At 68.3% G+C, this 22,571-nt stretch carries 25 protein-coding genes; 12 read left to right on the top strand and 13 right to left on the bottom strand.

Translation table 11 applies throughout. The features are described 5' to 3' along the window. Positions 1 to 32: 32 nt before the first annotated feature. The gene (locus AAFM92_13000) at positions 33 to 683 is read right to left on the bottom strand and encodes a carbonic anhydrase (protein MEL7301293.1); all 651 of its coding nucleotides are present in this window, start codon (positions 681 to 683) and stop codon (positions 33 to 35) included. 140 nt (positions 684 to 823) lie between these two features. Here AAFM92_13000 and AAFM92_13005 point away from each other — a divergent pair, with 140 nt between their 5' ends. The 3 genes from AAFM92_13005 to AAFM92_13015 all read left to right on the top strand — a co-directional run bounded on the left by AAFM92_13005 (position 824) and on the right by AAFM92_13015 (position 3,578). Further along, the gene (locus AAFM92_13005; GenBank protein MEL7301294.1) at positions 824 to 1,213 is read left to right on the top strand and encodes a hypothetical protein; all 390 of its coding nucleotides are present in this window, start codon (positions 824 to 826) and stop codon (positions 1,211 to 1,213) included. A 74-nt stretch (positions 1,214 to 1,287) separates the two neighbouring features. Beyond that, complete coding sequence (locus AAFM92_13010; protein MEL7301295.1) at positions 1,288 to 2,670, top strand: leucyl aminopeptidase family protein; 1,383 nt, start codon at positions 1,288 to 1,290, stop codon at positions 2,668 to 2,670. A gap of 32 nt (positions 2,671 to 2,702) precedes the next feature. After that, entirely contained in the window at positions 2,703 to 3,578 is an 876-nt protein-coding gene (locus AAFM92_13015; GenBank protein ID MEL7301296.1) for an NlpC/P60 family protein, read from the top strand. Here the strand turns inward: AAFM92_13015 and AAFM92_13020 are convergent. From AAFM92_13020 to AAFM92_13030, 3 genes are all read right to left on the bottom strand, one after another. Then, positions 3,575 to 3,907: a DUF2794 domain-containing protein gene (locus AAFM92_13020; protein ID MEL7301297.1), complete on the bottom strand. Its 333-nt coding sequence runs from the start codon at positions 3,905 to 3,907 to the stop codon at positions 3,575 to 3,577. The genes AAFM92_13015 and AAFM92_13020 overlap by 4 nt on opposite strands. Positions 3,908 to 4,464: 557 nt before the next feature. Then, a complete protein-coding gene (locus AAFM92_13025) occupies positions 4,465 to 6,129 on the bottom strand; it encodes a DNA polymerase Y family protein (GenBank protein ID MEL7301298.1) in 1,665 nt (554 codons plus the stop codon). Between the two features lie 68 nt (positions 6,130 to 6,197). After that, positions 6,198 to 6,500, bottom strand: coding sequence for an I78 family peptidase inhibitor (locus AAFM92_13030; protein MEL7301299.1), 303 nt, complete (start codon positions 6,498 to 6,500; stop codon positions 6,198 to 6,200). A gap of 124 nt (positions 6,501 to 6,624) precedes the next feature. On the opposite strand from AAFM92_13030, the gene AAFM92_13035 reads away from it, so the two are divergent. Beyond that, complete coding sequence (locus AAFM92_13035; protein ID MEL7301300.1) at positions 6,625 to 7,737, top strand: S-(hydroxymethyl)glutathione dehydrogenase/class III alcohol dehydrogenase; 1,113 nt, start codon at positions 6,625 to 6,627, stop codon at positions 7,735 to 7,737. A 106-nt stretch (positions 7,738 to 7,843) separates the two neighbouring features. On the opposite strand, the gene AAFM92_13040 is transcribed toward AAFM92_13035, so the two are convergent. The 3 genes from AAFM92_13040 to AAFM92_13050 all read right to left on the bottom strand — a co-directional run bounded on the left by AAFM92_13040 (position 7,844) and on the right by AAFM92_13050 (position 9,223). Beyond that, positions 7,844 to 8,296 carry a VOC family protein gene (locus AAFM92_13040; GenBank protein ID MEL7301301.1) on the bottom strand — a complete coding sequence of 151 codons (453 nt, stop codon included), beginning with the start codon at positions 8,294 to 8,296 and terminating at the stop codon, positions 7,844 to 7,846. After that, positions 8,293 to 8,913: a TetR/AcrR family transcriptional regulator gene (locus tag AAFM92_13045; GenBank protein MEL7301302.1), complete on the bottom strand. Its 621-nt coding sequence runs from the start codon at positions 8,911 to 8,913 to the stop codon at positions 8,293 to 8,295. The genes AAFM92_13040 and AAFM92_13045 overlap by 4 nt, the downstream gene beginning before the upstream one ends. A gap of 100 nt (positions 8,914 to 9,013) precedes the next feature. Further along, the gene (locus AAFM92_13050) at positions 9,014 to 9,223 is read right to left on the bottom strand and encodes a hypothetical protein (protein MEL7301303.1); all 210 of its coding nucleotides are present in this window, start codon (positions 9,221 to 9,223) and stop codon (positions 9,014 to 9,016) included. A gap of 115 nt (positions 9,224 to 9,338) precedes the next feature. On the opposite strand from AAFM92_13050, the gene AAFM92_13055 reads away from it, so the two are divergent. The 5 genes from AAFM92_13055 to AAFM92_13075 all read left to right on the top strand — a co-directional run bounded on the left by AAFM92_13055 (position 9,339) and on the right by AAFM92_13075 (position 13,177). After that, complete coding sequence (locus AAFM92_13055; GenBank protein MEL7301304.1) at positions 9,339 to 10,286, top strand: AEC family transporter; 948 nt, start codon at positions 9,339 to 9,341, stop codon at positions 10,284 to 10,286. A 4-nt stretch (positions 10,287 to 10,290) separates the two neighbouring features. Then, positions 10,291 to 11,118 carry an S-formylglutathione hydrolase gene (fghA, locus tag AAFM92_13060; GenBank protein ID MEL7301305.1) on the top strand — a complete coding sequence of 276 codons (828 nt, stop codon included), beginning with the start codon at positions 10,291 to 10,293 and terminating at the stop codon, positions 11,116 to 11,118. Continuing rightward, on the top strand, positions 11,115 to 11,564 hold the full coding sequence (locus AAFM92_13065; GenBank protein MEL7301306.1) for a YaiI/YqxD family protein: 450 nt from the start codon (positions 11,115 to 11,117) through the stop codon (positions 11,562 to 11,564). The genes fghA and AAFM92_13065 overlap by 4 nt, the downstream gene beginning before the upstream one ends. 102 nt (positions 11,565 to 11,666) lie before the next feature. Then, the gene (locus tag AAFM92_13070) at positions 11,667 to 12,284 is read left to right on the top strand and encodes an HAD family phosphatase (GenBank protein MEL7301307.1); all 618 of its coding nucleotides are present in this window, start codon (positions 11,667 to 11,669) and stop codon (positions 12,282 to 12,284) included. Further along, positions 12,281 to 13,177, top strand: coding sequence for an ornithine cyclodeaminase (locus tag AAFM92_13075; GenBank protein ID MEL7301308.1), 897 nt, complete (start codon positions 12,281 to 12,283; stop codon positions 13,175 to 13,177). Before AAFM92_13070 ends, AAFM92_13075 begins: the two co-directional genes overlap by 4 nt. Before the next feature lie 69 nt (positions 13,178 to 13,246). Here the strand turns inward: AAFM92_13075 and AAFM92_13080 are convergent, their stop codons facing one another. Genes AAFM92_13080 through AAFM92_13090 form a run of 3 tightly spaced genes read right to left on the bottom strand, consistent with a single transcriptional unit; the run spans position 13,247 to position 15,461 of the window. Further along, positions 13,247 to 13,543: an AzlD domain-containing protein gene (locus AAFM92_13080; GenBank protein ID MEL7301309.1), complete on the bottom strand. Its 297-nt coding sequence runs from the start codon at positions 13,541 to 13,543 to the stop codon at positions 13,247 to 13,249. Then, the gene (locus AAFM92_13085; GenBank protein ID MEL7301310.1) at positions 13,533 to 14,204 is read right to left on the bottom strand and encodes an AzlC family ABC transporter permease; all 672 of its coding nucleotides are present in this window, start codon (positions 14,202 to 14,204) and stop codon (positions 13,533 to 13,535) included. Before AAFM92_13085 ends, AAFM92_13080 begins: the two co-directional genes overlap by 11 nt. 6 nt (positions 14,205 to 14,210) lie before the next feature. Continuing rightward, the gene (locus AAFM92_13090) at positions 14,211 to 15,461 is read right to left on the bottom strand and encodes an MFS transporter (GenBank protein MEL7301311.1); all 1,251 of its coding nucleotides are present in this window, start codon (positions 15,459 to 15,461) and stop codon (positions 14,211 to 14,213) included. A gap of 89 nt (positions 15,462 to 15,550) precedes the next feature. Between AAFM92_13090 and zapE the strand changes: the two genes are divergently transcribed. From zapE to AAFM92_13105, 3 genes are all read left to right on the top strand, one after another. Continuing rightward, the gene (gene zapE / locus AAFM92_13095) at positions 15,551 to 16,603 is read left to right on the top strand and encodes a cell division protein ZapE (GenBank protein ID MEL7301312.1); all 1,053 of its coding nucleotides are present in this window, start codon (positions 15,551 to 15,553) and stop codon (positions 16,601 to 16,603) included. 81 nt (positions 16,604 to 16,684) lie between these two features. After that, complete coding sequence (locus tag AAFM92_13100; protein ID MEL7301313.1) at positions 16,685 to 17,257, top strand: biliverdin-producing heme oxygenase; 573 nt, start codon at positions 16,685 to 16,687, stop codon at positions 17,255 to 17,257. Then, the gene (locus AAFM92_13105; GenBank protein ID MEL7301314.1) at positions 17,247 to 19,838 is read left to right on the top strand and encodes an HWE histidine kinase domain-containing protein; all 2,592 of its coding nucleotides are present in this window, start codon (positions 17,247 to 17,249) and stop codon (positions 19,836 to 19,838) included. The genes AAFM92_13100 and AAFM92_13105 overlap by 11 nt, the downstream gene beginning before the upstream one ends. On the opposite strand, the gene AAFM92_13110 is transcribed toward AAFM92_13105, so the two are convergent. From AAFM92_13110 to AAFM92_13120, 3 genes are all read right to left on the bottom strand, one after another. Next, on the bottom strand, positions 19,835 to 20,257 hold the full coding sequence (locus AAFM92_13110) for a VOC family protein (GenBank protein ID MEL7301315.1): 423 nt from the start codon (positions 20,255 to 20,257) through the stop codon (positions 19,835 to 19,837). The two genes, AAFM92_13105 and AAFM92_13110, sit on opposite strands and share 4 nt — an antisense overlap. A gap of 152 nt (positions 20,258 to 20,409) precedes the next feature. Beyond that, positions 20,410 to 21,057, bottom strand: a complete 648-nt coding sequence (locus AAFM92_13115) for a LysM peptidoglycan-binding domain-containing protein (GenBank protein ID MEL7301316.1) — start codon at positions 21,055 to 21,057, stop codon at positions 20,410 to 20,412. 237 nt (positions 21,058 to 21,294) lie between these two features. Continuing rightward, positions 21,295 to 22,569 carry a folylpolyglutamate synthase/dihydrofolate synthase family protein gene (locus AAFM92_13120; protein MEL7301317.1) on the bottom strand — a complete coding sequence of 425 codons (1,275 nt, stop codon included), beginning with the start codon at positions 22,567 to 22,569 and terminating at the stop codon, positions 21,295 to 21,297. Positions 22,570 to 22,571: the final 2 nt, after the last annotated feature.

Genomic DNA, 22,571 nt, shown 5'->3' on the forward strand with positions numbered 1-22,571 from the left:
ATCAGGCACGGTCGCCCGGGCGGGCTTCCACGTTAGACCTGGGCGAAGCCTTTCGTGGCCCCGTCGAAGGCGAGGAGCTCGCCGCTGCCGATATCCGTCCAGAGGCCATGGAGCTCGAGGAGGCCTGCATCGACGGCCTCGGCCACGTAGGGGAAGGTGAGGAGATTGGTGATCGAGACCCGCACGGCCTCGTGTTCGAGGGCGCGGGTGCGCTCGGCCTCGTCGGCGATGTGGGCCACGCGCGCATGGCCCTCGCGGAGCGTGTCGATCCAGCGGCCGACGAAGCTCTCCTCGGCTTCGAGCGCCGGGGCCTTGCCCTCGCACATGTCCCGGCACCCGGCCACGCCGCCGCAGCCCGAATGGCCCATGACGATGATATGGGGCACCTTGAGCACGCAGACCGCGTATTCGATCACCGCCGAGGTGGCCTGCTGCGTGGCATCGGGGCGATAGGGCGGCACGAGGTTCGCGATGTTGCGGTGCACGAAGAAATCCCCCGTGGCCGCGCCGAAGATCGAGAGCGCGTTGACCCGGCTGTCGCTGCAGGAAATGAGCAGGGCCTTGGGGTGCTGGCCCTCATCGGCCAGGCGCCGCATCTGCGCGGCATTGATGGCGAGCGTGGTCTCGCTCCAGCTCCTGTATCGCTCGACAAGCTCCTGGGGGAGCGGCTTGGCCCTGTGCATGGCGTGGTGACGGCTTTCTTACGCTTTCGCCCCCGGGTTACATCAAATGATTAAGACAGTCATGGACGCCGGTAACTTTTCTTAAACAGGCCCCGTGCAATACCCTTGCCAAGTCGTGGGGGCGACGTGAACGAAGGGTGATGAAGATGCAAAACGTGATTGTTCTCGCGCATGATGAGACGGTCCGGCTCGACATGGAGGTCTATTGCGCGCTCGAGGCCCAGCTGGGCGAGGCGGGAGCCGAGGGGGTGCTGAACCGGGCCATGGAAGAGATGGCGAACCGGCTCTCGCTCATCGAGCGCTGCTATTACCACGATGATCTCGCCGCCCTCTGGAAGGCCGCCAAGGGCCTCGTGGGCATTGCAGAGCAGATCGGCGTCTTCTCTCTCGCCCGGGCCGCGGCCGCGGTGGCCGATTGCGCGGGCCGGTGCGATCCCACGGCCCTCGCGGCCACCATGCACCGCCTGATCCGGCTGGGCGACCGCTCGCTCACGGCGGTCTGGGACATGCCCGAGATTTCCACGCGCTGAGCGTGCTTTCCACCGCCGGAGCACTTGGCTAGGCTGCGCGAAAGACGCGTGCCTCAGCCAGGAAAGAGCTCCCCATGTCCCTGACATTCGCCGCCGCCACTGATGCGGCGCTGCCCTTGAGCCTCGTGGAGCCGGACGGGTTCGAGGCCTGGGTCCGCATGCTGCCCGCGGGCCTCGGAGCCTGGGTGGCGAGCCAGGGCTTCACCGGCCAGCTCGGCCAGGTCGTCTCGCTCCCCGGTGAAACAGGCACCGGCGCGGCGGCCATGGGCCTCGGCACGGCGGAGGCCCGGGCGCGCAAGCGCTTTGGCGCGCTGGCGGGCGTCGGCACGCTGCCGGAGGTCATCTACCGGGTCGACACTGCGCCTGAGGACGCCGATCTCGCGAGTTTCGCCCTCGGATGGCTCCTTTCCGGCTACCGGTTCGACCGCTACGCGAGCCAGCCCAGCCTCGACGCCCGGCTTGTCTGCCCGGCGGGGCTCGACGCCGCCCGCCTCGAAGCCATCGCGGCGGGAGAAGCGCTCACCCGCGACCTCATCAACACGCCAGCCTCTGACATGGGACCGGCCGAACTCGAAGAGGCGGCCCGGACGCTGGCGCGCGACTTCGCGGCCGAGATCGACGTCATCGCCGACGCGGATCTCCTCAGCGAGAACTTTCCCATGATCCACACCGTGGGGCGTGCCTCGGCCCGCCGCCCCCGGCTCATCGATATCCGCTGGGGCGGTGCGGGGCCCACGTTGACGCTCGTGGGCAAGGGGGTCTGCTTCGACACGGGCGGGCTCAACATCAAGCCCGGCGCCTCCATGGGCCTGATGAAGAAGGACATGGGCGGCGCCGCGGCGGTCCTCGGCCTCGCGCGGATGATCATGGCGACAGACGTCGCCCTGCGCTTGCGCGTGCTGATCCCTGCGGTGGAGAACAGCATCGACGGCTCCGCATTCCGGCCGCAGGACATCCTCACCAGCCGGAAGGGCCTCACCGTTGAGATCAACAACACTGATGCCGAGGGCCGGCTCGTTCTCGCCGATGCCCTCGCGCTGGCCGAGGAGGAAAGTCCGGACCTCCTCGTCTCCATGGCGACGCTCACGGGCGCGGCCCGGGTGGCGGTGGGCCCCGATATCGCGCCGTTCTATACCGACGATGCCGCGCTTGCCGCCGCGCTCGAAGCCGGTGCCGCGCGGGCAGAAGACCCGGTCTGGCGGATGCCGTTCCACGCGCCCTACGAGGCGATGATCGAGCCAGGCATCGCAGATCTCGACAACGCGCCGAAGGGCGGCTTCGCCGGCTCCATCACAGCGGCGCTCTTCCTGCGGCGTTTCGCGAACGATGCACCCCGCTACCTGCATTTCGACATCTATGGCTGGCAGCCGAGCGGCGAGCCCGCGCGGCAGAAGGGCGGCGTGGGGCAGGGCACGCGCGCGCTCTTCGAGGCGCTGCCGGATGTGCTCGGGCTTTGAGGGACCCGAGGCTCACGCCGTGGAACGGTCGCGTGGCGCACACCTCCCTCGAAGGGAGCGTCGCGGCGGAGATCTTCACCGACGGGCATCTCGCCTACACGGGCGTGCCCATCCTCGATGTGCTCGACGCGCCCAAGGGCAAGCGGCAGTGCCAGCTCCTCTTCGGGGAGCCCTTCCGCGTTCTCGATGACGCGCAGGATGCCTTCCATGCCTTCGGCATGCGCGAAACGGACGGCTATGTCGGCTGGGTGAGCAAGGCGGGGCTTCACACCCGAGGTAGACAGCGGTTCGAGGCCGCGGAGTACCGGGTCTGCGTGCCGCGCGCGCCGCTTTTCGAGGAGCCGGACATCAAAAGCGCGCCCGGTGGTATCCTCTGGGCGGGGCAGCTTTTGTCCCTTGGCAGCCGGGTCTGGCATAGGCCCTTGAACCACGAGGGACGAGAGCAGGAGCTCCACGACGGCGGCTGGTTCGTCACGATGGAGCGCGGAGTGAAGATGGACCGCCCGATGCACATGCGCTGGTCCCACGTCGTGGCCGTCGATCATGTCGAGGGCGATCCTGCCGGGGTGGCGAAGCGGTTTCTGCACACGCCCTATCTTTGGGGCGGCGAGTCAGGCCACGGGATGGATTGCTCGGGGCTCGTTCAGAGGGCCCTGCAGGCGTGCGGGATTGCTTGCCCGCGGGACAGTGACCAGCAGGCGGCAGCCTTCGCAGCGGCGCCGGAGCCCTACTGTCGCGGCGACCTGGTCTTCTGGGAGGGGCATGTGGGCATCCTGCTCGACGCCGAGACGCTGCTCCACGCCAATGCCCATCACATGACCGTTGCGAAAGAGCCGTTGGCGGAGGCCGTCACCCGGATCGGGGCGCGTGAATTCGGCGCGGTGACGAAGGTCGCGCGGCCCGGCTAGTCCACCGCGCGGATCAGCTTGCGCTCGAGGACACGCAGGACGCCCTTGAGGTCATGACCGCGCTTGAGCACCTGGCCTTCGGCGCCGATGACAGCGTACATCCCCTGCCGGCCGCGGAGCTTGGGCCGCTTCTCGATGCGGTAGAGCGGATGCTCGGCCGTGCGCCGGAAGACCGAGAAGACAGCCACGTCCCGCAGGGTGGAGATGCCGTAATCCCGCCATTCGCCCGCAGCGACCATGCGACCGTAAAGCGAGAGGATGAGGCTGAGTTCGGTGCGGTGGAAGGCCACCTGCTCGGGCAGTCGGAAAGGCGCGGGCTGCATGTTCATGGCGCAAGAGTTGCCGTGCCGGGCTGCGAAATCAACCCTGTCTCGGTTTTGCCCGATATTTGCCCGCGAAGTTTCACGCACGCGCCCTACCGCCGCCCCCTGCGAGGGCGAGGCATGTCGGGCAACGCAAGGCGTCCCGGTGGGCCGCTCAATTGCCCCCACCCAGTGCGGTCGGCCGGGATGTCCTTGCGTGCGCCTTCCGCCTTCGGGCGGTGCGCAGATGAGGGCCGGCGTGGGGCACGCCGGCCCTTTTTGCGTCAGCCGACACGCCCTGATACATCCCGGCGTCCTCTCGCGCGCTTCCAATCGGTCTCCGCGCCCATTGCGACACCGGCCCCGCCCGCCTCCCCCTCACGCTGGCGCGTTCGGCCTTCGGTGGCCTCGCTGCGCTCGGGGGCGCGCAGCCGAGGCTGCGGTGAGGGGGGTGTGGCGCCGGGATCGCCTCCGGCGGAGGTACGGGGCACAAAGATGCCGCCTGATCGTTTTGGTTTCTTTGTGCTCTTGTACCTCGGGGGTCCGGGGGCTGGCCCCCGGTCCGGTGCAGCCTTTGCGGGGCGTCAGGCGAACTGGCCGTGGCAGAACCAACCGCCTGTCTGCGTGCCACCATGGGCGTAGTAGAGCCACAGGCGTTCGCCCTCACGCGTCATGACCTGCCAGTAGTCGCGCGTGCCGGTACGCCAGGGACGCTCGTCGAGCCACCATTCCGGCGCGATGCGTTCGGGGCCTCGGGCGCGGGCCGTCTCGAACCAGCGGCCACGCCATTTGAAGCGGGCGGGGAGATGGGGCGCGTCCGGGGTGTCGGGCACGTCAACGAGTTCCACGTCAAAGAGCGTGAGCGGGCGCGGCGGCTGCTCGCGCGGCCAGTCGGTGGCGGGCTCCGAGAAGGCGGCGGCCAGGGTCTGGGCGGCCTTCTCGGGGATGTGGGAGGCGCCCGGTGCGCGGCGGGTGACGGCCTCGAGCCCGATGCGGGCGCCGAGGCGGCCGATGAGGTCGTCGATCTCGCTCACCGCCTCGGGCGGGGCCTCGCCGGGGAGGCGGCGGTGTTGTTCGGGGCGCACGGCCTCGTGGGCCGGGGCGGAGAGGCGGAGCATGTCGATGCCGAAGCCCGCGTCGATCTCCGGCAGTTTCATGGCCAGCAAAGGGCGCATGCGGTCGGCAAGCGCCGAGGGCCGGGCGAGGCCCACCTCCACGGCCTGCGCGGTGCCGTCGGCGCGGTGCGCCTCGAGGCGGAGCCTGCGCGCGCCGCGCCCCGCCTTGGCGAGGCGGTCGGCGAGCGTGGGCAGCATCCGGTCGAGGGCCGCGGCCACGTCTTCCTCGAGCCCGATGGGCTCCGGCAGCGACATCCGGCAGGCGAAGATCCGGGGCGGGCGCGCGGGGCTGATCGGCTCCGCCAGGAGCCCGAGCGCCTGGTCGATCCGCTGGCCAAGAACGGCGCCGTAGCGGCGCACGAGGGGCGCCCGGGGCTGGTTGAGGAGATCCTCCACCCGGCGCAGGCCCACGCGGCCCAGTTCCGTCACCACGTCCTCGGGCAGGCGCAGCGCGGCCACGGGCAGCGTGGCGAGGGCCTGGCGTGTCTGGCCTGGCGCGGCGATGCGGGCCTGGCGCGCGCGGAGTGCCACCACCTTGGGCGCCGCGCCGCCCCGCTCCCAGTTGCGGCGCTTCACGGCGCGGGAGCGCGTGGCATAGGCCTCCTGGTCGATGGCGTCGCCGCTCCGCGCCGCGCCCACGCCCTGGCCGGCAAAGCGCGCCAGTGCCCAGGCAGCGCCCGGCGTGTCGGCGATGCCGAGCTGCACGGTGAGCCCGAAGCGCGCGCAATCGGCCTCCACGAGATCGGCCACGCCCTCCTCCCCGCCGAAGAGGTGGCTTGCGCCCGTGAGGTCGACGAAGAGGCCCCCGGGGCTTGCGCCGCTCACCCAAGGTGAGAACTTGCCGGCCCAGCGGCGCAGATGGCCGAGGAAGGCCTCCTCGGCGGGCACGTTCTCCTTCTCCGTCAGAAGCTCCGGGCACATGGCCAGCGCGTCGCGGAGCGGTTGGCCCGCGCTGAGGCCCGCCAGCGACGCCTCTTCCGAGAGCGAGGCCAGCACCTGCATATTGCCGCTCTCGCGCACCACCGCGAGAGGCCCAGCGACGGCGCCGCGCGCGCGGCGGATCGCCCGCTCCGCGCCGAGGCGCGGGAACCAGAGCGCCAGGATGCGGCGCGGTTTGGCGGCTGCGTTCTGCATTTGTTCACATTCGGTGATTCCCCGCGCGGAGTCGAGGCGTGACGCAAAACCTGCGGCAGACTGCGCGGTCAGCCGCAGCTCACCCGGGTGACGCGCTCGGCCGCGTCGAGGGTGATGTTGAGGCGCGCGGGCAGGAAATCCATCGTCACGGCCATGCCCGGGCGGATGATGCGCACGGGGCCGAGGATCTCGGTGCGCATGAGGTCTTCGCGGCTCTGGCCCACCAGGCCTTGCAGCGCGTCCGCGCCGCAGGGCGAAAGTGCCGCGCCCGTTGCCGGAGCCTCAATCGGCTCAACCGGCGCCATCGGCGCGCAGGCCGCGAATGCGCAGGAGGCGGCGAGCGCGGCGGAAAGGATGGTCGGTCGGATCATGGCAGGATCGTCCGTCAATCGGGCCCGCGCCGCAAGACGCTTCAAAATCATTGCATTGCACAGAATGCTCCGCCTAGGCTCCGAGCGATTGGCCAAGGCCAACGGACAAGGGGAGGAGACCGTAATGCGCACCAAGGCAGCAGTTGCGACCGCCGCTGGCAAACCGCTCGAGATCATGGAGGTCAACCTCGACGGCCCGCGAGAGGGCGAGGTTCTCGTGGAGATCAAGGCCACGGGCATCTGCCACACGGATGAGTTCACGCTCTCCGGCGCCGATCCCGAGGGGATGTTTCCGGCGATCCTCGGTCATGAGGGCGCGGGCGTGGTGGTGGATGTGGGGGCGGGCGTGACGAGCCTGAAAAAGGGCGACCATGTCATCCCGCTCTACACGCCCGAATGCCGGGAATGCGATTACTGCCTGAACCCGAAGACCAATCTCTGCCAGGCGATCCGGTCCACGCAAGGACAGGGCGTGATGCCGGATGGTACGTCTCGGTTCTCCACCTTGGATGGCGATCCGATCCTGCACTACATGGGCTGCTCGACCTTCTCCAATCACACGGTGTTGCCCGAGATCGCGCTGGCCAAGGTACGCGAGGACGCGCCCTTCGACAAGATTTGTTACATCGGCTGCGGCGTGACGACGGGGATCGGCGCGGTGATGAACACCGCCAAGGTCGAGATCGGCTCACGCTGCGTGGTCTTCGGGCTAGGCGGCATCGGGCTCAACGTGATCCAGGGCCTGCGCCTGGCAGGCACGGACCAGATCGTGGGCGTCGATCTCAACCCGAGCAAGGTGAATATGGCCACGGCCTTCGGCATGACCGATTTCGTGAACCCGACGGACGTGGAGGGCGATCTCGTCGCCCATCTCGTGGAGCTCACGGGCGGCGGAGCGGATTACTCCTTCGACGCGACGGGCAACGTCAAGGTCATGCGCGACGCGCTGGAATGCGCACATAAGGGCTGGGGCGAGTCGATTATCATCGGCGTGGCGCCCGCAGGCGCGGAGATCTCCACCCGGCCCTTCCAGCTCGTCACCGGCCGCGTCTGGCGTGGCACGGCCTTCGGCGGGGCGCGGGGGCGCACGGATGTCCCCAAGATCGTGGATTGGTATATGGACGGGAAGATAGAGATCGACCCGATGATCACGCACACCATGCCCCTCGAGGAGATCAATACCGCTTTCGACCTGATGCACGAGGGCAAGTCGATCCGTTCGGTCGTGACCTTCTAGAAGGGGGTCGCCGGGCGGCACTGTTTCTGCGCGCGCCGTGCGGCGTGCTCGAAAGGCGCCCGCCCACCGACCCGGCGACCGGCCTGCCGACAGAGGCGGGGCGCGCTCAGCTGTATTGCGGGAAGCCGGCGACGAATTCCACGGTGTTGCCCTCCGGGTCCTCGATGAAGATGCCGCGCCAGCCGATCCAGTCAAACTGCTCGGTGCGGTGGGGCACGCCCTTGCGGTCGAGGAAGGCGCGGAGCGGGTCTTGCGCAGCGTGGTCTACGGTGAGCGCCAAGTGGTGGAGCGAGGAACCCGCGCCAGTGGCCGGGATCTGGCCCGTCTTGTGCCCGCGGGCGGCGCCGGCGGAGGGATCGAAGAGCGCGAGCACGGTCGTGTGGCCGCCATGGCCCGGCGCGATTCGGAAGAAAACGATGCCGCTTTCTTCGGAGAAATCCCGCAGGATCTCGAGCCCCACGATATCACGGTAGAACGCGCGCATCGTCGGGAGGTCGCGGCAGCGGATGGCGATCTCGCCCAGTGCGTGAATGCGGGCGGGGTTGCCGCCCCCGGTCACGCGGTGCCGTAGCGAGCGAGGAACATCTCCACCGCGCCGGTGATGACGCGGTCCTTCTCGGCGGTGGTGAACGCGTCCTGCAGGTGGAGTGTGCGGCGCGGGAAGATCCAGCTCTTGCAGAGCTCGGCGAACTGGTGCGCGGCCAGTTCCTTGTCGGGGATCGAGAGCTCTCCACGCTCCTCGGCGATCTCGAAATAGGGCACGAGCTCGCTCACGACGAGGGCGGGCCCGGCATCGTAGAAGGCCTGCCCCAGCTCCTTGAATTCGCCGCTTTCGGAGATCGAGACGCGGTAGCTCTGCTGCCCGAAATCGGAGAGCATGATATCTAGAATGACGCGACCGGCGAGGGGCATCACCACGTCAGGCGCCATGGATTTGTCGATAAACGCCTCGGCGGCCTTGGCGCGCGCGGCGCATTCCCGCTTCATCACCTCCACGAAGAGGAGGCGTTTGTCCGGGAAATAGGAATAGAGCGTGGCCTTGGAGACCCCGGCCCGCTTGGCGATGTCATCGACGGAGGCGCGCTCGAAGCCGACGGTCAGGAAAACCTCGGTGGCTCCCTCGACGACCTGATCGAATTTGCGGCCCTTGCGGACCTCCTGCATTCCGTCTGGCATTTGGACTCCCTTGCCGGGGTTATAAACGGGTGAGTTCATTTCCGGCAAGGGAGGAGGCGAGGCTCGGGGGGAGGAGCCTCGGGGAGCTTACTCAGAGAGCTTACTTGCCGTTTTGCGTGGCGATGGTGCTGGTCGTGTCCGCGGGCGCGTCCGTCATGGCCTCCGGGAAGGTCAGGTACGGCAGCTGGAAGGAAAGCGTGTCAGCCGCGGCGGCGGTGGCGGAGACGAAGAGCGTGGCAGCGATAAGAAGCGGTTTCATGGTCGGGTCCTTCTGGTCGGCGTTTGTTTCGAACTGAACCGTTCGGTTCATGTCGGTATAACTAAACAACTCGGTTCAGGTTTCAAGAGAAATCTGAACTCTGCGGTTCATTTTTTTCCAACGCGCTCACTTGCTGCCCTCCGGGCGCAGCGCTACCGATGTCGATATGCTCGCCGTCTTCCTGAAAACGCTCCCCTTCTTCGCGCTCATCGGGCTCGGATACTGGGCCGGGCGCACGAAGTTCTTCTCCGAGGACGCCACGGCCTACCTCACGCGGTTCGTCTTCTACTTCGCGTTGTCGGCGATGCTCTTCCGGTTTTCGGCGACGCTCTCGGTGGGAGAGGTGTTCTCCTGGCCCTTCGTTCTGGCCTATCTCTGGGGGACGGCGCTCGTCTATCTCGTGGCGACGGCGATCGGGCTCCTCCGGCGCATCTCGGTGGCCGAGATCGCCGTGGAGGCGCAGGTGGCCGTGATCGGCAATGTGGGCTTCCTCGGGATCCCCATGCTGGTGCTGCTCCTCGGCGAGGCCGCGATCGGGCCCGTGATGATGGTGCTGGCTGTCGATCTCATCGTCTTCGGGTCGCTCATCGTGATCCTCATCACGGGCTCGCGGGACGGGCGCGTGTCCTTCGGCATCCTGAAGACCGTGGGCCTCGGGCTCCTGAAGAACCCCATGATCGTGTCGATTTCGCTGGGGCTGATCTGGGCCGCCACGGGGCTCACGATCCCCGCGCCCGCCGAGGAGTTCCTTGGCATTCTCGGGGCCGCGGCCACGCCCGGGGCGCTCTTTGCCATCGGGGCCTCGCTCGCCTCGAAGCAGGCCGATCGCGTGGCGCTCACGGGCTATCTCAGCGCCCTGAAGCTTTTTGCCCATCCCGCCGCCGTGGCCTTCGCAGCTCTCGTGATCTTCCCGGTGGAGCCCTATGCGGCGGGCGTGATGATCGCGGCCGCGGCGCTTCCGGTGGCGGGCAATGTCTTCATTCTCGCCCAGCACTACGGCGTGGCCCCCACCCGGGTCTCGGCGGCGATCCTGATCTCCACGGCGGTGTCGGTGGTGACGGTGTCGCTCATCATCGGCTGGGTCGAGACATCGGTCATTTCAGAGGAGGGATAGGGCCATGCAGACGGTCTCGGAAAACGCGTGTTTCGGTGGGGTGCAGGGTGTCTACCGCCATGCCTCGGAGGCCTGCAGCTGTGACATGACCTTCGGGCTCTTCCTGCCGGAAGAGGCGCGGCGCGGCCCGGTGCCAGTGATCTGGTATCTGAGCGGGCTCACGTGCACCCATGAGAACGCCATGACGAAGGCGGGCGCGCAGGCTTGGGCCGCGCAGGCGGGCGTCGCGCTCGTCTTTCCCGATACCTCGCCCCGCGGCGGGGACGTGGCCGATGACGAAGCCTACGATCTGGGCCAGGGGGCGGGTTTTTACGTCGATGCCACCGAGGCGCCCTGGGCCCCGCATTTCCGGATGTGGAGCTATGTCACCGAGGAATTGCCACTGGTGGTGGGCGAGATGGGCTGTGACCTCGAACGGCAATCCATAACCGGGCATTCCATGGGCGGGCACGGCGCGCTCACCATCGCCATCTCCCATCCGGGCCGCTTCCGCTCCGTCTCCGCTTTCGCGCCGATCACGAGCCCGAGCGAGAGCGACTGGGGCAGAAAGCAGCTTTCGGCCTATCTGGGCCCGAACCCGACCCTATGGGCCGAGCATGACGCGACGATCCTGATGGCGGCTCACGGGCTCGACGCGCCGCTCCTCGTGGATACCGGGACGAAGGACCAGTTCATCGATCTCCTGCGGCCCGAGGCGCTGGCGGCGGCCATCGCGCTCCGGCGCAACCGGGCGGTGTTCCGGATGCAGCCGGGCTACGACCATTCCTACTTCTTCGTGTCGAGCTTCATGGCCGACCACGTGGCCTTCCATGCCGAGGCGCTCTTCGCGTGATCTATGTCGATGCCGATGCCTGCCCGGTAAAGGAGGAGGTGGAGCGCGTGGCCACGCGGCACCGTCTCGCCGTGGCGCTTGTGGCCAATGGCGGGCTGCGGCCCTCGCGAAACCCGCTGGTGGAGGTCGTGATCGTGCCTGACGGGCCCGACGAGGCCGACAAGTGGATCGCCGAGCGCGCCGGGTCAGGCGACGTGGTGGTGACCGCCGACATCCCCCTCGCCGCGCGGGCCGTGGAGGGTGGCGCGCTCGTCATCAAGCCCAACGGCGAGGCGCTCACGGCCAAGAACGTGTCGCAAGCGCTGGCCACGCGGGACCTCATGGCCGACTTGCGCGCCGCGGACCCGTTTCGCCAGGGTAAAGGACGGCCATTCACGAAGGCCGACAAGGGGCGCTTTCTCGACACGCTCGAGCGGCTGGTGCGGCAGGCAGCGGCAGGCCGGTAGGCGGCTCTGTTCCTGCGCGCGCCGTGCGGCGTGCTCGAAAGGCGCCCGCCCACCGACCCGGGGACGGTTGACGATCCCCGCGCGCGGCTGTGAGGTGCGGCCATGGTCAAGGCAGTGATTTTCGACATCGGCAACGTGCTCATCGAGTGGCAGCCCGAGCGGTTCTATGACCGTGTCTACGGGCGCGCGCGGCGGGAGGCGCTCTTCGCGGCGGTGGACCTGCACGAGATGAACAACCGCGTCGACATGGGCGCGCCGTTCCGCGAGACGATCTACGCCACGGCGGAGGCCCATCCCGCATGGGAGGCCGAGATCCGCGACTGGCACGACCGCTGGGGCGAGCTCGCCACGCCGGTCATCCACCGCTCCGTGCGGCTTCTGCGCGCCTTGCGGCGCAAGGGCGTGCCCGTCTTCGCACTCACGAATTTCGGGGTGGAGAGCTATGCCTTCGCGCGGACGCGCTTTGACTTCCTGAGCGAGTTCGACAGGGAATACGTGTCGGGGCACATGCGCGTGGTGAAGCCCGATGCGGCGATTTATGCCGGTGTCGAAGCCGATTGCGGCGTGGCACCCGTCGACCTGCTCTTTGCCGATGACCGGGCCGACAACATCGAAGCAGCCGCGGCGCGGGGCTGGCGGACGCATCTCTTCGAGGGGCCCGCGGGCTGGGCGGCGCGGCTCGTGGATGAGGGGCTCCTCACGGCGGAGGAGGCGGCGTGAGCCCGCGTTTCATCTCGTTTGACGACGGCGAGGCACGGATGGACTGGCCGGGGCTCGTGGCCGCGCTCGAGGCGGGGCATGGGCTGCCGAAAGCCTCGATCGAGGATTCGTTTCTCTATCGCGGAGCGGACACGATCCTGAGCAGGGCGGCATGGATCGACGGGCTCGGCGCGCTGGTGAAGACGGCGACGATCTTTCCGGGGAACGCGGCGGCGGGGCGGCCTGTCATCGACGGGGCGGTGACGCTTTTCGATGACGCGACCGGCGCGCCGGCGGCGTTCATCGATTTTAAGCTGGTGACCAAGTGGAAGACGGCCGCCGACAGCCTGCTCGCGGCGTTGAAGCTCGCGCCCGGGGCGCGGGCGATCCTGATCGTGGGCGCGGGCACCGTCGGGCGCTCCGTGAGGGAGGCATTCGGGGCGGGGTTTCCCGGGGCGAGCTTCGAGGTGTGGAACCGGACGGAGGCCGCGGCAGACGCGCTGGCAGCCGAATATGACGCGACGCTGCCCGTGGGTGATCTCGAGCGCGCCGTGGGGCGGGCCGACATCGTCGTGGGCTGCACGATGGCGACGGAGCCATGGCTCAAGGGCGCGTGGCTCCAAGAGGGGACCCATGTGAGTCTCATCGGGGCCTATCGGCCCGACATGCGGGAGGCCGATGATGCCGCGCTCCTCGCGAGCCGGGTCTTCGTGGATGCGCGGGACACGACGCTGGGCCATATCGGGGAGTTGAAGATCCCGCTGGAGGCAGGTGTGGTCGGGCCTCAGCACGTGCTGGGGGATTTCTACCAGATGGACCGGCTGACGCCCGGGGGAACGACGCTCTTCAAGAACGGGGGCGGGGCACATCTCGACCTGATGACGGCGCGCTACGTTCTCGACCAGTTCGGCTGACGGCGGGTCAGTCTCTATTTGCCCAGTGGCAAAGACGCCCCGCTCGCCATCCCTTTTCGCTCTTCGTCGTTAGAAAAGGCCCGTGGTGAGGGTGACGGTGGCCATCCCCACGAGCATCGTGGCGATGATGTTTCGCGTGGCGATGGCGGTGAGGAGTGCAGCGGCGGCGGCGAGGAGCTCCGGCGGTCCTCCTTCGGCCAGAGCACTTGCCACGAGGGCCACGATGAGGCAGCCGGGGAAGACTTCCGTGAGGCGACGAAACGCGGGGCGTTCCATAAGGGCGGCGCCGGCCAGATAACCCAGCACGCGCAGGCCGATGGTGGAAGCCGCAAGCGCCGCGATGAGAAGCCAGTGATCAGCGGTCATGGCGATTGGTCGCGAAGTCTGTGCCGACGCCCGTGAGCGCACCCAATACGAGCGCGGCGGCGCTGGGCAACCCCGCGCGAATGAGGAGCACCGTCAGGGCGAAGGTCACGGCCCAGGGCAGGAGCGCGCGGCGGCCCGGCCAGAGGGCGCGGGCCATGGCGATGAAGGCGGCGGTGAAGGCAAAGCCGATGCCGAAGCGCTCGAGCCCGGGGAGGGCCCCGCCCACGATGCCGCCCGCCACGGTCGAGGTGATCCAGGCGAGCATGAGGCCGAGCGCCGTCCCGAGGAGGAAGGCGCCGCCCACCCTTGGGTCAGCCTTGCGCGCGGCGAGGGTCAGGCCGAAATTCTCGTCGGTCGTGCCCTGGATCGCGATGAGGCGGGCGGGCCACGGCACCTCTTTCAAGACCGCGACGGTGGTGGCCACGATGCCGATGTAGCGGAGGTTCAAAGCGGCCCCCGCCAGCGCCGCGCCGAGCACCGTGCCGGTGCTCAGAAACTGGTCCACGGCGGCGATCTGGGAGCTGCCGGCGAAGACGATGAGGCCCATGGCGGCGATGCCCTCGGGCGAGAACCCGGCCTCACCAGCGAGGATCCCGAAGGCGAAGCCGTAGGTGGCCACGCCGAGCGCCAGCGGCAGGATCGCGATCAGGCCCCGGACCATGGCGCGTCAGGCAGCGGCCGGTTGGCTGCGGGAGCCGAGCGGGCTCTCCTTGATGGGCAAATGCACGATGGCCGAGAAGGCGCCCACGGCCACGCCCACCCACCAGACGGCGGTGTAGTCGCCGTAGATGTCATAGAGCCGCCCGCCGAGCCAGACGCCGAGAAAGCTGCCGAGCTGGTGCGAGAAAAAGACGATGCCGTAGAGCGTGCCCATGTAGCGCAGCCCGTAGATATGCGCGACGAGGCCCGATGTGAGCGGGACGGTCGCGAGCCAGAGCGAGCCCATGGCGATGGAAAAGAGGATCACCGAGGTGGGTGTGATCGGGAACATGATGAAGAGCGCAGCGACGATCGTGCGGCCGGTATAGATGCCTGCGAGGAGGTACTTCTTCGTGAAGCGCTTGCCTGCCCAGCCGGCCGCCAGCGTGCCCGCGATGTTGGCGAGCCCGATCAGCGAAATGGCCACGGCACCCAGCGCCGATGTGCTCGTGATCCCGATGGAATAGAGGGCGCCGCCCGGCAGGATCGGGCCGCAGAGCTCGGTCACGAAGGCGGGGAAATGCGCGGTGATGAAGGCGAGCTGGTAGCCGCAGGAGAAAAACCCAAGGAAGATGAGGGTGTAGCTCGGGTCCCGCGCGGCCTTCACGAGGACCTGGCCGAAGGTCTCCTCTAACTCGGCACGGCTCGCGGCCTCCGGTGCCTTCATGGCAGGGAGCACGAGGAGCGCGGCGAGGATGCCCGCCGCGAAGATGAGGAACACCGTCTGCCAGGGAAGGAGCGCGAGGAGCGCCTCTGCGATGGGCGCGCCGATGACCTGACCTGCCGAGCCCGCGGCGGTGGCGATTGCGAGCGCCATGGAACGGTTCTCGTCGGAGGCCGCGCGGCCCACGACGGCGAGGATGACGCCGAAGCCCGTCCCCGCGATGCCGAAGCCGATCATCCAGTTGAGCCATTGATGCGCCTCGGGCGTCGTCGAGTAGGCGCTGGCGACGAGGCCCACGGCGTAGAGCACGGCGCCCATGATGATGGCCTTGCGATCGGTGAGCTTCTCGGCGATTGCGCCGAAGATCGGCTGCCCGATACCCCACGCGAGGTTCTGGATGGCGATGGCCAGCGAGAATTCCGTGCGCAGCCAGCCGAATTCCTCGGCGATGGGGATCTGAAACACCCCGAATGAGGCGCGGATGGCGAAGCTCACCATCATGATGACGCAGCCCGCCACGAGGACGGGGGTGATGAGGGGCGCGGATTTGCTCATGGGCCCAGTGGTGCGCGCCGGAACGGCGTCAGTCAATTCAGCAATTCTGCGGGCTCGCATCAGGATTCGTGAACCGCTAGAGCGGACCCATGGGAGTGACCGCCAATTACGAACGCCGCGTGTCGGAGGGCACGCTAAAGCCTGACCCCGCGCAGCGCGCGCTCTTGCCGGAGCTCGAGCGGATCGCGGAGGGGCTAGCGGCACCCGCGAAGAAGGGCTGGTTCGCCAAGGCACCGCCTCCGGTGAAGGGTCTCTATATCTGGGGCGGCGTGGGGCGCGGAAAGTCCATGGTCATGGACCTCTTCGTCGAAAGCCTCGTGGATATCCCCGTGCGCCGCGTGCATTTTCACGCCTTCATGCAGGAGATACAGGCCGCGCTCCACGAGGCGCGCAAGACCGGCGTGGATGACGCTATCGCGCCGGTGGCCGCCGACGTCGCGGCGGGGCTGCGCGTGCTGGCCTTCGACGAGATGCAGATCACCGACATCGCCGATGCCATGATCGTGGGCCGCCTTTTTGAGAAGCTCTTCGCGGCTGGGGTCACGGTCGTCACCACCTCGAACCGGCCGCCGGCCGATCTCTACAAGGACGGGCTCAATCGCCAGCTCTTCCTGCCCTTCATCGAGCTCATCAGCACGCGGCTCACGGTCTGGGAGATGGCCTCGGACACCGATTACCGGCACGACAGGCTCGCGGGCGAGACCGTCTACTTCACCCCGAACGGCCCCGAGGCGCGGGCCGCGATCGAGGGCATCTGGGAGGATCTCGCAGGCGGTGCCGAGCCTCTCACGCTCATGGTGAAAGGCCGCGAGGTGACGATCCCCGCCTTCCGCAACGGCGTGGGCCGCACCCATTTCCACGGCCTCTGCGGGCAGCCGCTTGGCCCCGCCGATTATCTTGCGGTTGCGCAAGCCCTGCGAGTGCTCATCCTCGAGAACATCCCGCAGCTCGGACGCTCCAACTTCAACGAGGCCAAGCGCTTCGTGACGCTGATCGACGCGCTCTACGAGGCGCGCGTGCGCCTCATCGCCAGCGCCGCGGCTGTGCCGGAGATGCTCTATGTCGAGGGCGCCGGGAGCTTTGAATTCGAGCGCACGGCCTCGCGCCTGAGGGAGATGCAGGCGGCCGATTGGGGAGAATGAGTTCACCCGGCCTTTACTTTTCTCTGCGCAGATCGACCTTGGGGAATGTTGTGTTAACATGGTTTTATTTGGGAGGGCACCATGTCTAATGCTCCTGACGAGCTGCGGTGGGTTTTGCGCGAGGCCACGCGAGACGACCACGCGCGCCTCGACGCGCTCGTGGTGGGGCTCGACCTCGGCACGGAGGCGGGTCTCCTCCCTTTCCTGACGGCCAATGCGCGCGCCTACGGCGCCCTCGCCGGGGCCGACGCGGCCCTCGACGGGCATGTGGCGCGCCGCCACGCCTTGCTGGCCGCGGATCTCGCGGCCCTTGGCGCCCCCTTCGCCGCCGATCATGATGCCGCTGCCCCGGATCCCGGCGAGATGCCCTCGGAGGCCGAGGCGCTGGGCTATCGCTACGTTGTGGCGGGCTCCGCCCTGGGCGGCACTGTCCTGGCGCGCAGCCATGCCCGGGGCTCCGATGCCCGCGTGCTCGCCGCCGGGCGCTTTCTCGGGGACGTGGAGCTCATGGCGCTTTGGCGCGCCGTGATCGCCGAATTGGCCGCCTATGACGGGCCGTCCGCGCCCGTCATCTCCGGTGCGCGCCGGTGTTTCGGTCTTTTCGAGCGGTGCTTTCAGACCGTCTTTCGTGAGGAGTTGAGCCTTGTCCGGTGATCTCAAACCATTCCCCGAAGGCGAGGCGCTCGACCTCACCAACTGCGACCGGGAGCCGATCCACGCCCTCGGGCGTGTGCAATCGTACGGTGCGCTTCTGGCGATCTCGTCGGACTGGATCATCCAGCACGCCTCCGAGAACATCGACAGGTTCCTCGGCGCGAGCGCGAGCGCTCTCACGGGGACCATGCTCACCGATTTCGTCCCCAAGCACCTGGCTCACGATGTCCGCAGCCGGATGCAGATGCTGGCCGGGCCCGATGCCGTGGAGCGGCTCTTCAACGTCACGCTGAAGGAGGGCGAGGACGGCGGGGAGGACACCCTGGTGGACCTCGCCATCCACCGCTCCGACCGGACCATCGTCATCGAGCTCGAATCCGCAGACGCCAGCTCCGCGTCGACGGATTTCATCTCGCAGGTGCGCCCGATGATCGACCGCATCTCCAAGGGGCGCGACGTGGAGCATCTGTGCCAGCTCGCCGCGCGGCAGCTGCGCGGGCTGGTGGGGTTTGACCGGGTGATGGTCTACCGCTTCGAGGAGGACGACACCGGCACCGTGGTGGCAGAGGCGCTCCGCACCGGGCTCGAGCCCTATCTCGGCCTGCGCTACCCGGCCTCTGACATTCCCAAGCAGGCGCGCGCGCTCTACAAGCGGAGCCTTCTGCGCACCATCAGCGACGTGAATGACGAGGGCTTTGCCATCGTGCCGCCGCAGAGCCCGGAGGGCGCGCCGCTCGACCTGTCGCTCTCGTCCACGCGGGCGGTCTCTCCCATCCATCTCGAATATCTGCGCAACATGGGCGTGCAGGCCTCGCTTTCCGTCTCCATTCTCAAGCGTGGGAAGCTTTGGGGCCTTTTCGCCTGTCACCACGAGGCGCCCCGCGTGCTGCCCTATTCCGTGCGCACGGCCGCGGAACTTTTCGGGCAGCTCTTCGCCTTCGTGCTCGACCAGAAAGAGGCCGATATCGAGCGCGAGGAGCGCGACGCCGCGCAGCGAGTCCATGACCGGGTCATGGCGCAGCTCGCCGGGGGCCGCTCCATCAGCGCGAATTTCGAGACGCTCATCGACTCGATCCAGACGGTCATCGCCCATGACGGGGCGGTGGGCTGGGTCGACGGTGAATTCGTCTCCCGGGGCGCCACACCCACGCGGGAGGAGTTTCTCGGCCTCGCGAAGTTCCTGAATACGACCGCCACGGGCTCGATCTTCACCACTGACAATATCGAGGCGCTCTACCCCGCCGCGGACAGCTTTGCCGACCGTGCCGCCGGTCTCCTCGTCTTGCCCGTGTCGCGCCGCCCGCGGGACTACATCGTGCTGTTCCGCCGCGAGATCGCGCACAGCGTGACCTGGGCCGGCAATCCGGAAAAACCGGTGGAGGCCGGGCCGAACGGCGTCCGCCTGACCCCGCGCAAGAGCTTCGAGGCCTGGCAGCAGGTCGTGCGCAACAAGAGCGCGCGCTGGACTAAGCAGGAGGTGGGCTCCGCCGAGGCGCTGCGCGTGACCCTCCTTGAGGTGGTACTCCGGATGTCGGACGAGGCGCTGGAAGAGCGTGGCCGGGCGCAGGAGCGGCAGGAGCTGCTGATCGCCGAGCTCAATCACCGGGTGCGCAACATCCTCAATCTCATCCGGGGCCTCGTGGCGCAGAGCGCCGTTGACGCGCATTCCGCCGCCGAGCTGACGCAGGTCATCGGCGGGCGGATCCATGCGCTGGCCCGGGCCCATGACCAGATCACGCGCGAGAATTGGTCTGCTGCCTCGCTTCGCGATCTCGTCGCCACGGAATGCGAGGCCTACATCGATGACGATCAGCCTCGTGTGGAGGTCGTGGGGCCCGATATCATGCTGGAGCCCATGGCTTTTTCCACCATGGCGCTCGTCGTCCACGAACTTGTCACCAACGCCGCCAAATACGGCGCGCTGTCGGTCCCCTCGGGCCGCGTCACGCTCACGGCAGCGCCTGAGCCCGACGGCGACATCAAGCTGCGCTGGCGCGAGGAGGGCGGCCCGCCGATCCAGGCGGCACCCGAACGGCGCGGCTTTGGCTCCACCATCATCGAGCGGTCCGTACCCTACGATCTCAAGGGCGAGGCCAAGATCCATTTCGACGTTTCCGGGCTCGTGGCGGAGTTCATGCTGCCCGCGCGCGCCGCGACAGTGACCGAACGCAAGATCGCCGCCGTGCGGGATATGGCGCCCACCGAGGCGCCGGGCGAAGCCCGGGACCTCACCGAGCTTCTCGCGGACGTGCTCATCGTCGAAGACAACATGATCATCGCCCTCGACACCGAGGACACCATGGCCGAACTGGGCGCGCGGCAGGTGCGTCTCGCGGCATCTTCGACGGATGCACTGAAGGAGATCGACGCGCGTGCGCCGAGCTTTGCACTGCTCGACGTCAATCTCGGAACGGAGACAAGCGGGGCCGTGGCCATCGCGTTGGCCGAGCGGCAGGTGCCCTTCGCCTTCGCCACGGGCTACGGCGAGGAAACGGAGCTTTCCAAGCGCTTTGTGATGGTGCCGGTGCTGAAGAAGCCCTACGGCAAGGCGGACCTCGCGGCGCTCCTGGCGAAGATCTAGCCCGCCGCGACTTGCTGGTGCACCTCGATGATGTTGCCCTCCGGGTCCTGGAAGAAGACCTGGTGCCACTCGGCTGAGAAGGTGGTGCCGTAATCCGAGTAGGGGATGCCCGCCGCGTCGAGCCGGGCGAGGAAGGCGGGGAGGTCGTCCGTGCGGAAGGCCATGTGGCCGCGCTCCACCGGGTTGATCACCCGCCCGTTCTTGAAATGCACGGTGAAGTCGCGCTGGGCGATGTGCATCTGCATGGAGCCCTCGGTGGCAAAGCGGATATCGCCGTCAAACCCGCGGTCGCCGTCGGCGGCGGTGCGGGGGAAATCCTCCACCGGCATGTCATCGAGGCCCATCACGTCGGTATAGAAGCGGTGCAGCCGGGGCACGTCCTCGGCGACGACGTTGATGTGATGGAATTCGAGCCTCATGGCGGCCTCCTCTCTCCGATCCCCGAGCGTACCGCGCGCCCGGCGCCTTTGACCACGGCAAACGAAAGCGGACGGCGCCGGGAATAACTGGGTGACCCGGTGCCGCCCCATCTTCTCCGTCGGGCCGCTGCTTGCCCCGGAGAATGCTGTCGTCAGAGCGTGCCGAGATCCGGGATGCGGAGGATCTGGCCGACGCGCAGCGTGTCGCCGCCGCCGAGCGTGTGGCGGTTGGCCTCGCGGATGTCGTCGCGGCCCTCCGGGCCGCCGAAATAAAAGACGGAGAGGGCGGTGAGGCTGTCGCCCGCGCGCACGACGTGGACGGCGCGGGTGCGAGTATCTTCCACGGCTGCGGTCTCTACGGGCGCGGGAAGCGGCGTGAGGTCGAGCGGGGTCGAGGCTGCCCGCGTGGCGATGGGCGCGGGCGCGAGCGTGGCCCGGACCGTTGGCATGAGCCGTCCCTCCCCGTCACGCGCCGTGGTGGTCAGGAGCGTGGGGCGCTCCACCGTGAACGCGCCGAAAAGGACCTCGTCTCCGGTCCGTTGGGGCTTGGCATCTTCCGCGGGCACGACGAGCGGCTTTTCCGGGGCCTCGGCGGGCTCCATGGCGCGAATGATCGGCTGCGGGCGCGGCTTCGGGCGGATCGCGGCCATCCGCACGTCTTCCGCGGCAGAGGCGGTGGCCTGCGCGCCCGTCTCGAGCGCGGCTGGCTGCGTTACGGTTGATCGCGGCGCGGGCTGGAGGATGATCAGCGCCACCGTCACCGCCACGAACGTGCCCATGGTGATCAGTGAACGGAACATTGCGTGTCTCCCTGTCCTCGCGGGGGCAAGGAGAAAAGACAGCTGGCGCGCGCACTGCGACACCCGGCGGAAAACCCGCGCTCACCCATGACTTTTCCCACAAAGTGCACCAGATCTGGTGGTGACCAGCTCTAAAATCGGCACACTTGTCCCACTCACCGGCATCTAGTGGAGGGCAGCGAATCAAGTCAACAGACCTGATTCGATTTCCGATCAATTGAGTCCTTTTTCACGGTTTCAGCCGTGTTCGCGCAGCAGACTGCCCGCGAAATAGAGCGACCCGCAGAAAAGGACGCGCGCGGCGTCCTCGCGGGCGAGAATACTCTTGAGCGCGGTCATGGCATCGGGGGCGTGATCGGCGGCGAGCCCAACCCCCCGGGCGGCCGCGGCGGTCTCTTCGCCAGAGAGCGTCGCCTGCTCGCCCGGGATCGAGACGCCGGTGAGGGAGCGGGCCTGCGCGGCCAACGGGGCGAGGTAGCCCGCGATGTCCTTGGTCTTGAGCATTCCGCATACGAGATGGGTGGGGCGCTCGGGCATTGCGGCGAGGGTCGCCGCCACCGCCGCGCCTCCCGCCGGGTTGTGCCCGCCATCGAGCCAGAGCTCAGCGTACGGTGCGGCCTCCACCAGCGGCCCGCGGCGCAGACGCTGCATCCGTGCGGGCCATTCCGCCCGGGTCACGGCCGCCTCGCAAACGGCCTCGCCATGGCCGAGCGCGCGCAGCGCCGCCAGCGCCGTGCCCGCATTCTGGATCTGGTGGGGGCCGAGGAGATTGGGCAGTGGCAGGTCGAGGAGGCCGGTTTCGTCCTGGAAGATGAGCCTGCCGCGCTCTTCGAAGACGTGCCAGTGCTGCCCGTAGGCTGTGAGCGGCGCGCCCTGACGCGCGGCGCGGGCCTCGATCATGGCCAAGGCGGCGTCGTGCTGGCGCGCGACGATGCAGGGCACCCCGCGCTTGATGATGCCCGCTTTCTCACCCGCGATCTCGGCCAGCGTGTCGCCGAGGAATTGCTGATGGTCGAGGTCCACCGGCGTGATGATCGTGAGCTGCGGCTTGACCACCACGTTGGTGGCATCGAGCCTGCCCCCGAGCCCCACCTCGAGGATCGTGGCGTCCGCCGGGCTCCGCGCGAAGGCGAGGAGCGCCGCGACGGTCGTGATCTCGAAATAGGTGATCGGGGCGCCGTCATTGGCAGCGTAGCATTCGTCGAGCACGGCGCTCAGCGCGTCCTCCTCGATCAGCGTGCCTGCGAGCCGGATGCGCTCGTGAAACCGGGCCAGATGGGGCGAGGTGTAGGCATGGACGCGTTGCCCGGCTGCTTCGAGGCCCGCGCGGATCATGGCCTGCGTGGAGCCTTTGCCGTTGGTGCCGGCGATGTGGATCACCGAGGGCAGCTTGCGCTCCGGATGATCCAGCCGCTCGAGCAGGCGCCACACCCGGTCGAGCGTGAGGTCGATGAGCTTCGGGTGCAGCTCCAGCATCCGGGCGAGGATCGCGTCGGAGCCTGCGCGGGCCATGG

The sequence above is a fragment of the Pseudomonadota bacterium genome, assembly GCA_038533575.1.
Lineage (GTDB): Bacteria > Pseudomonadota > Alphaproteobacteria > Rhodobacterales > Rhodobacteraceae > Shimia_B.

What these genes read in the sequence shown, in the direction of transcription:
- AAFM92_13020 (MEL7301297.1), bottom strand. Translation starts at nt 3,907, where the DNA reads ATGAACATGCAGCCCGCGCCTTTCCGACTGCCCGAGCAGGTGGCCTTC.
- AAFM92_13100 (MEL7301313.1), top strand. Translation starts at nt 16,685, where the DNA reads ATGTCTAATGCTCCTGACGAGCTGCGGTGGGTTTTGCGCGAGGCCACG.
- zapE (MEL7301312.1), top strand. Translation starts at nt 15,551, where the DNA reads ATGGGAGTGACCGCCAATTACGAACGCCGCGTGTCGGAGGGCACGCTA.
- AAFM92_13030 (MEL7301299.1), bottom strand. Translation starts at nt 6,500, where the DNA reads ATGATCCGACCGACCATCCTTTCCGCCGCGCTCGCCGCCTCCTGCGCA.
- AAFM92_13050 (MEL7301303.1), bottom strand. Translation starts at nt 9,223, where the DNA reads ATGAACCGAACGGTTCAGTTCGAAACAAACGCCGACCAGAAGGACCCG.
- AAFM92_13045 (MEL7301302.1), bottom strand. Translation starts at nt 8,913, where the DNA reads ATGCCAGACGGAATGCAGGAGGTCCGCAAGGGCCGCAAATTCGATCAG.
- AAFM92_13110 (MEL7301315.1), bottom strand. Translation starts at nt 20,257, where the DNA reads ATGAGGCTCGAATTCCATCACATCAACGTCGTCGCCGAGGACGTGCCC.
- AAFM92_13090 (MEL7301311.1), bottom strand. Translation starts at nt 15,461, where the DNA reads ATGAGCAAATCCGCGCCCCTCATCACCCCCGTCCTCGTGGCGGGCTGC.
- AAFM92_13005 (MEL7301294.1), top strand. Translation starts at nt 824, where the DNA reads ATGAAGATGCAAAACGTGATTGTTCTCGCGCATGATGAGACGGTCCGG.
- AAFM92_13080 (MEL7301309.1), bottom strand. Translation starts at nt 13,543, where the DNA reads ATGACCGCTGATCACTGGCTTCTCATCGCGGCGCTTGCGGCTTCCACC.
- AAFM92_13115 (MEL7301316.1), bottom strand. Translation starts at nt 21,057, where the DNA reads ATGTTCCGTTCACTGATCACCATGGGCACGTTCGTGGCGGTGACGGTG.
- fghA (MEL7301305.1), top strand. Translation starts at nt 10,291, where the DNA reads ATGCAGACGGTCTCGGAAAACGCGTGTTTCGGTGGGGTGCAGGGTGTC.
- AAFM92_13010 (MEL7301295.1), top strand. Translation starts at nt 1,288, where the DNA reads ATGTCCCTGACATTCGCCGCCGCCACTGATGCGGCGCTGCCCTTGAGC.
- AAFM92_13000 (MEL7301293.1), bottom strand. Translation starts at nt 683, where the DNA reads ATGCACAGGGCCAAGCCGCTCCCCCAGGAGCTTGTCGAGCGATACAGG.
- AAFM92_13055 (MEL7301304.1), top strand. Translation starts at nt 9,339, where the DNA reads ATGCTCGCCGTCTTCCTGAAAACGCTCCCCTTCTTCGCGCTCATCGGG.
- AAFM92_13070 (MEL7301307.1), top strand. Translation starts at nt 11,667, where the DNA reads ATGGTCAAGGCAGTGATTTTCGACATCGGCAACGTGCTCATCGAGTGG.
- AAFM92_13085 (MEL7301310.1), bottom strand. Translation starts at nt 14,204, where the DNA reads ATGGTCCGGGGCCTGATCGCGATCCTGCCGCTGGCGCTCGGCGTGGCC.
- AAFM92_13120 (MEL7301317.1), bottom strand. Translation starts at nt 22,569, where the DNA reads ATGGCCCGCGCAGGCTCCGACGCGATCCTCGCCCGGATGCTGGAGCTG.
- AAFM92_13035 (MEL7301300.1), top strand. Translation starts at nt 6,625, where the DNA reads ATGCGCACCAAGGCAGCAGTTGCGACCGCCGCTGGCAAACCGCTCGAG.
- AAFM92_13025 (MEL7301298.1), bottom strand. Translation starts at nt 6,129, where the DNA reads ATGCAGAACGCAGCCGCCAAACCGCGCCGCATCCTGGCGCTCTGGTTC.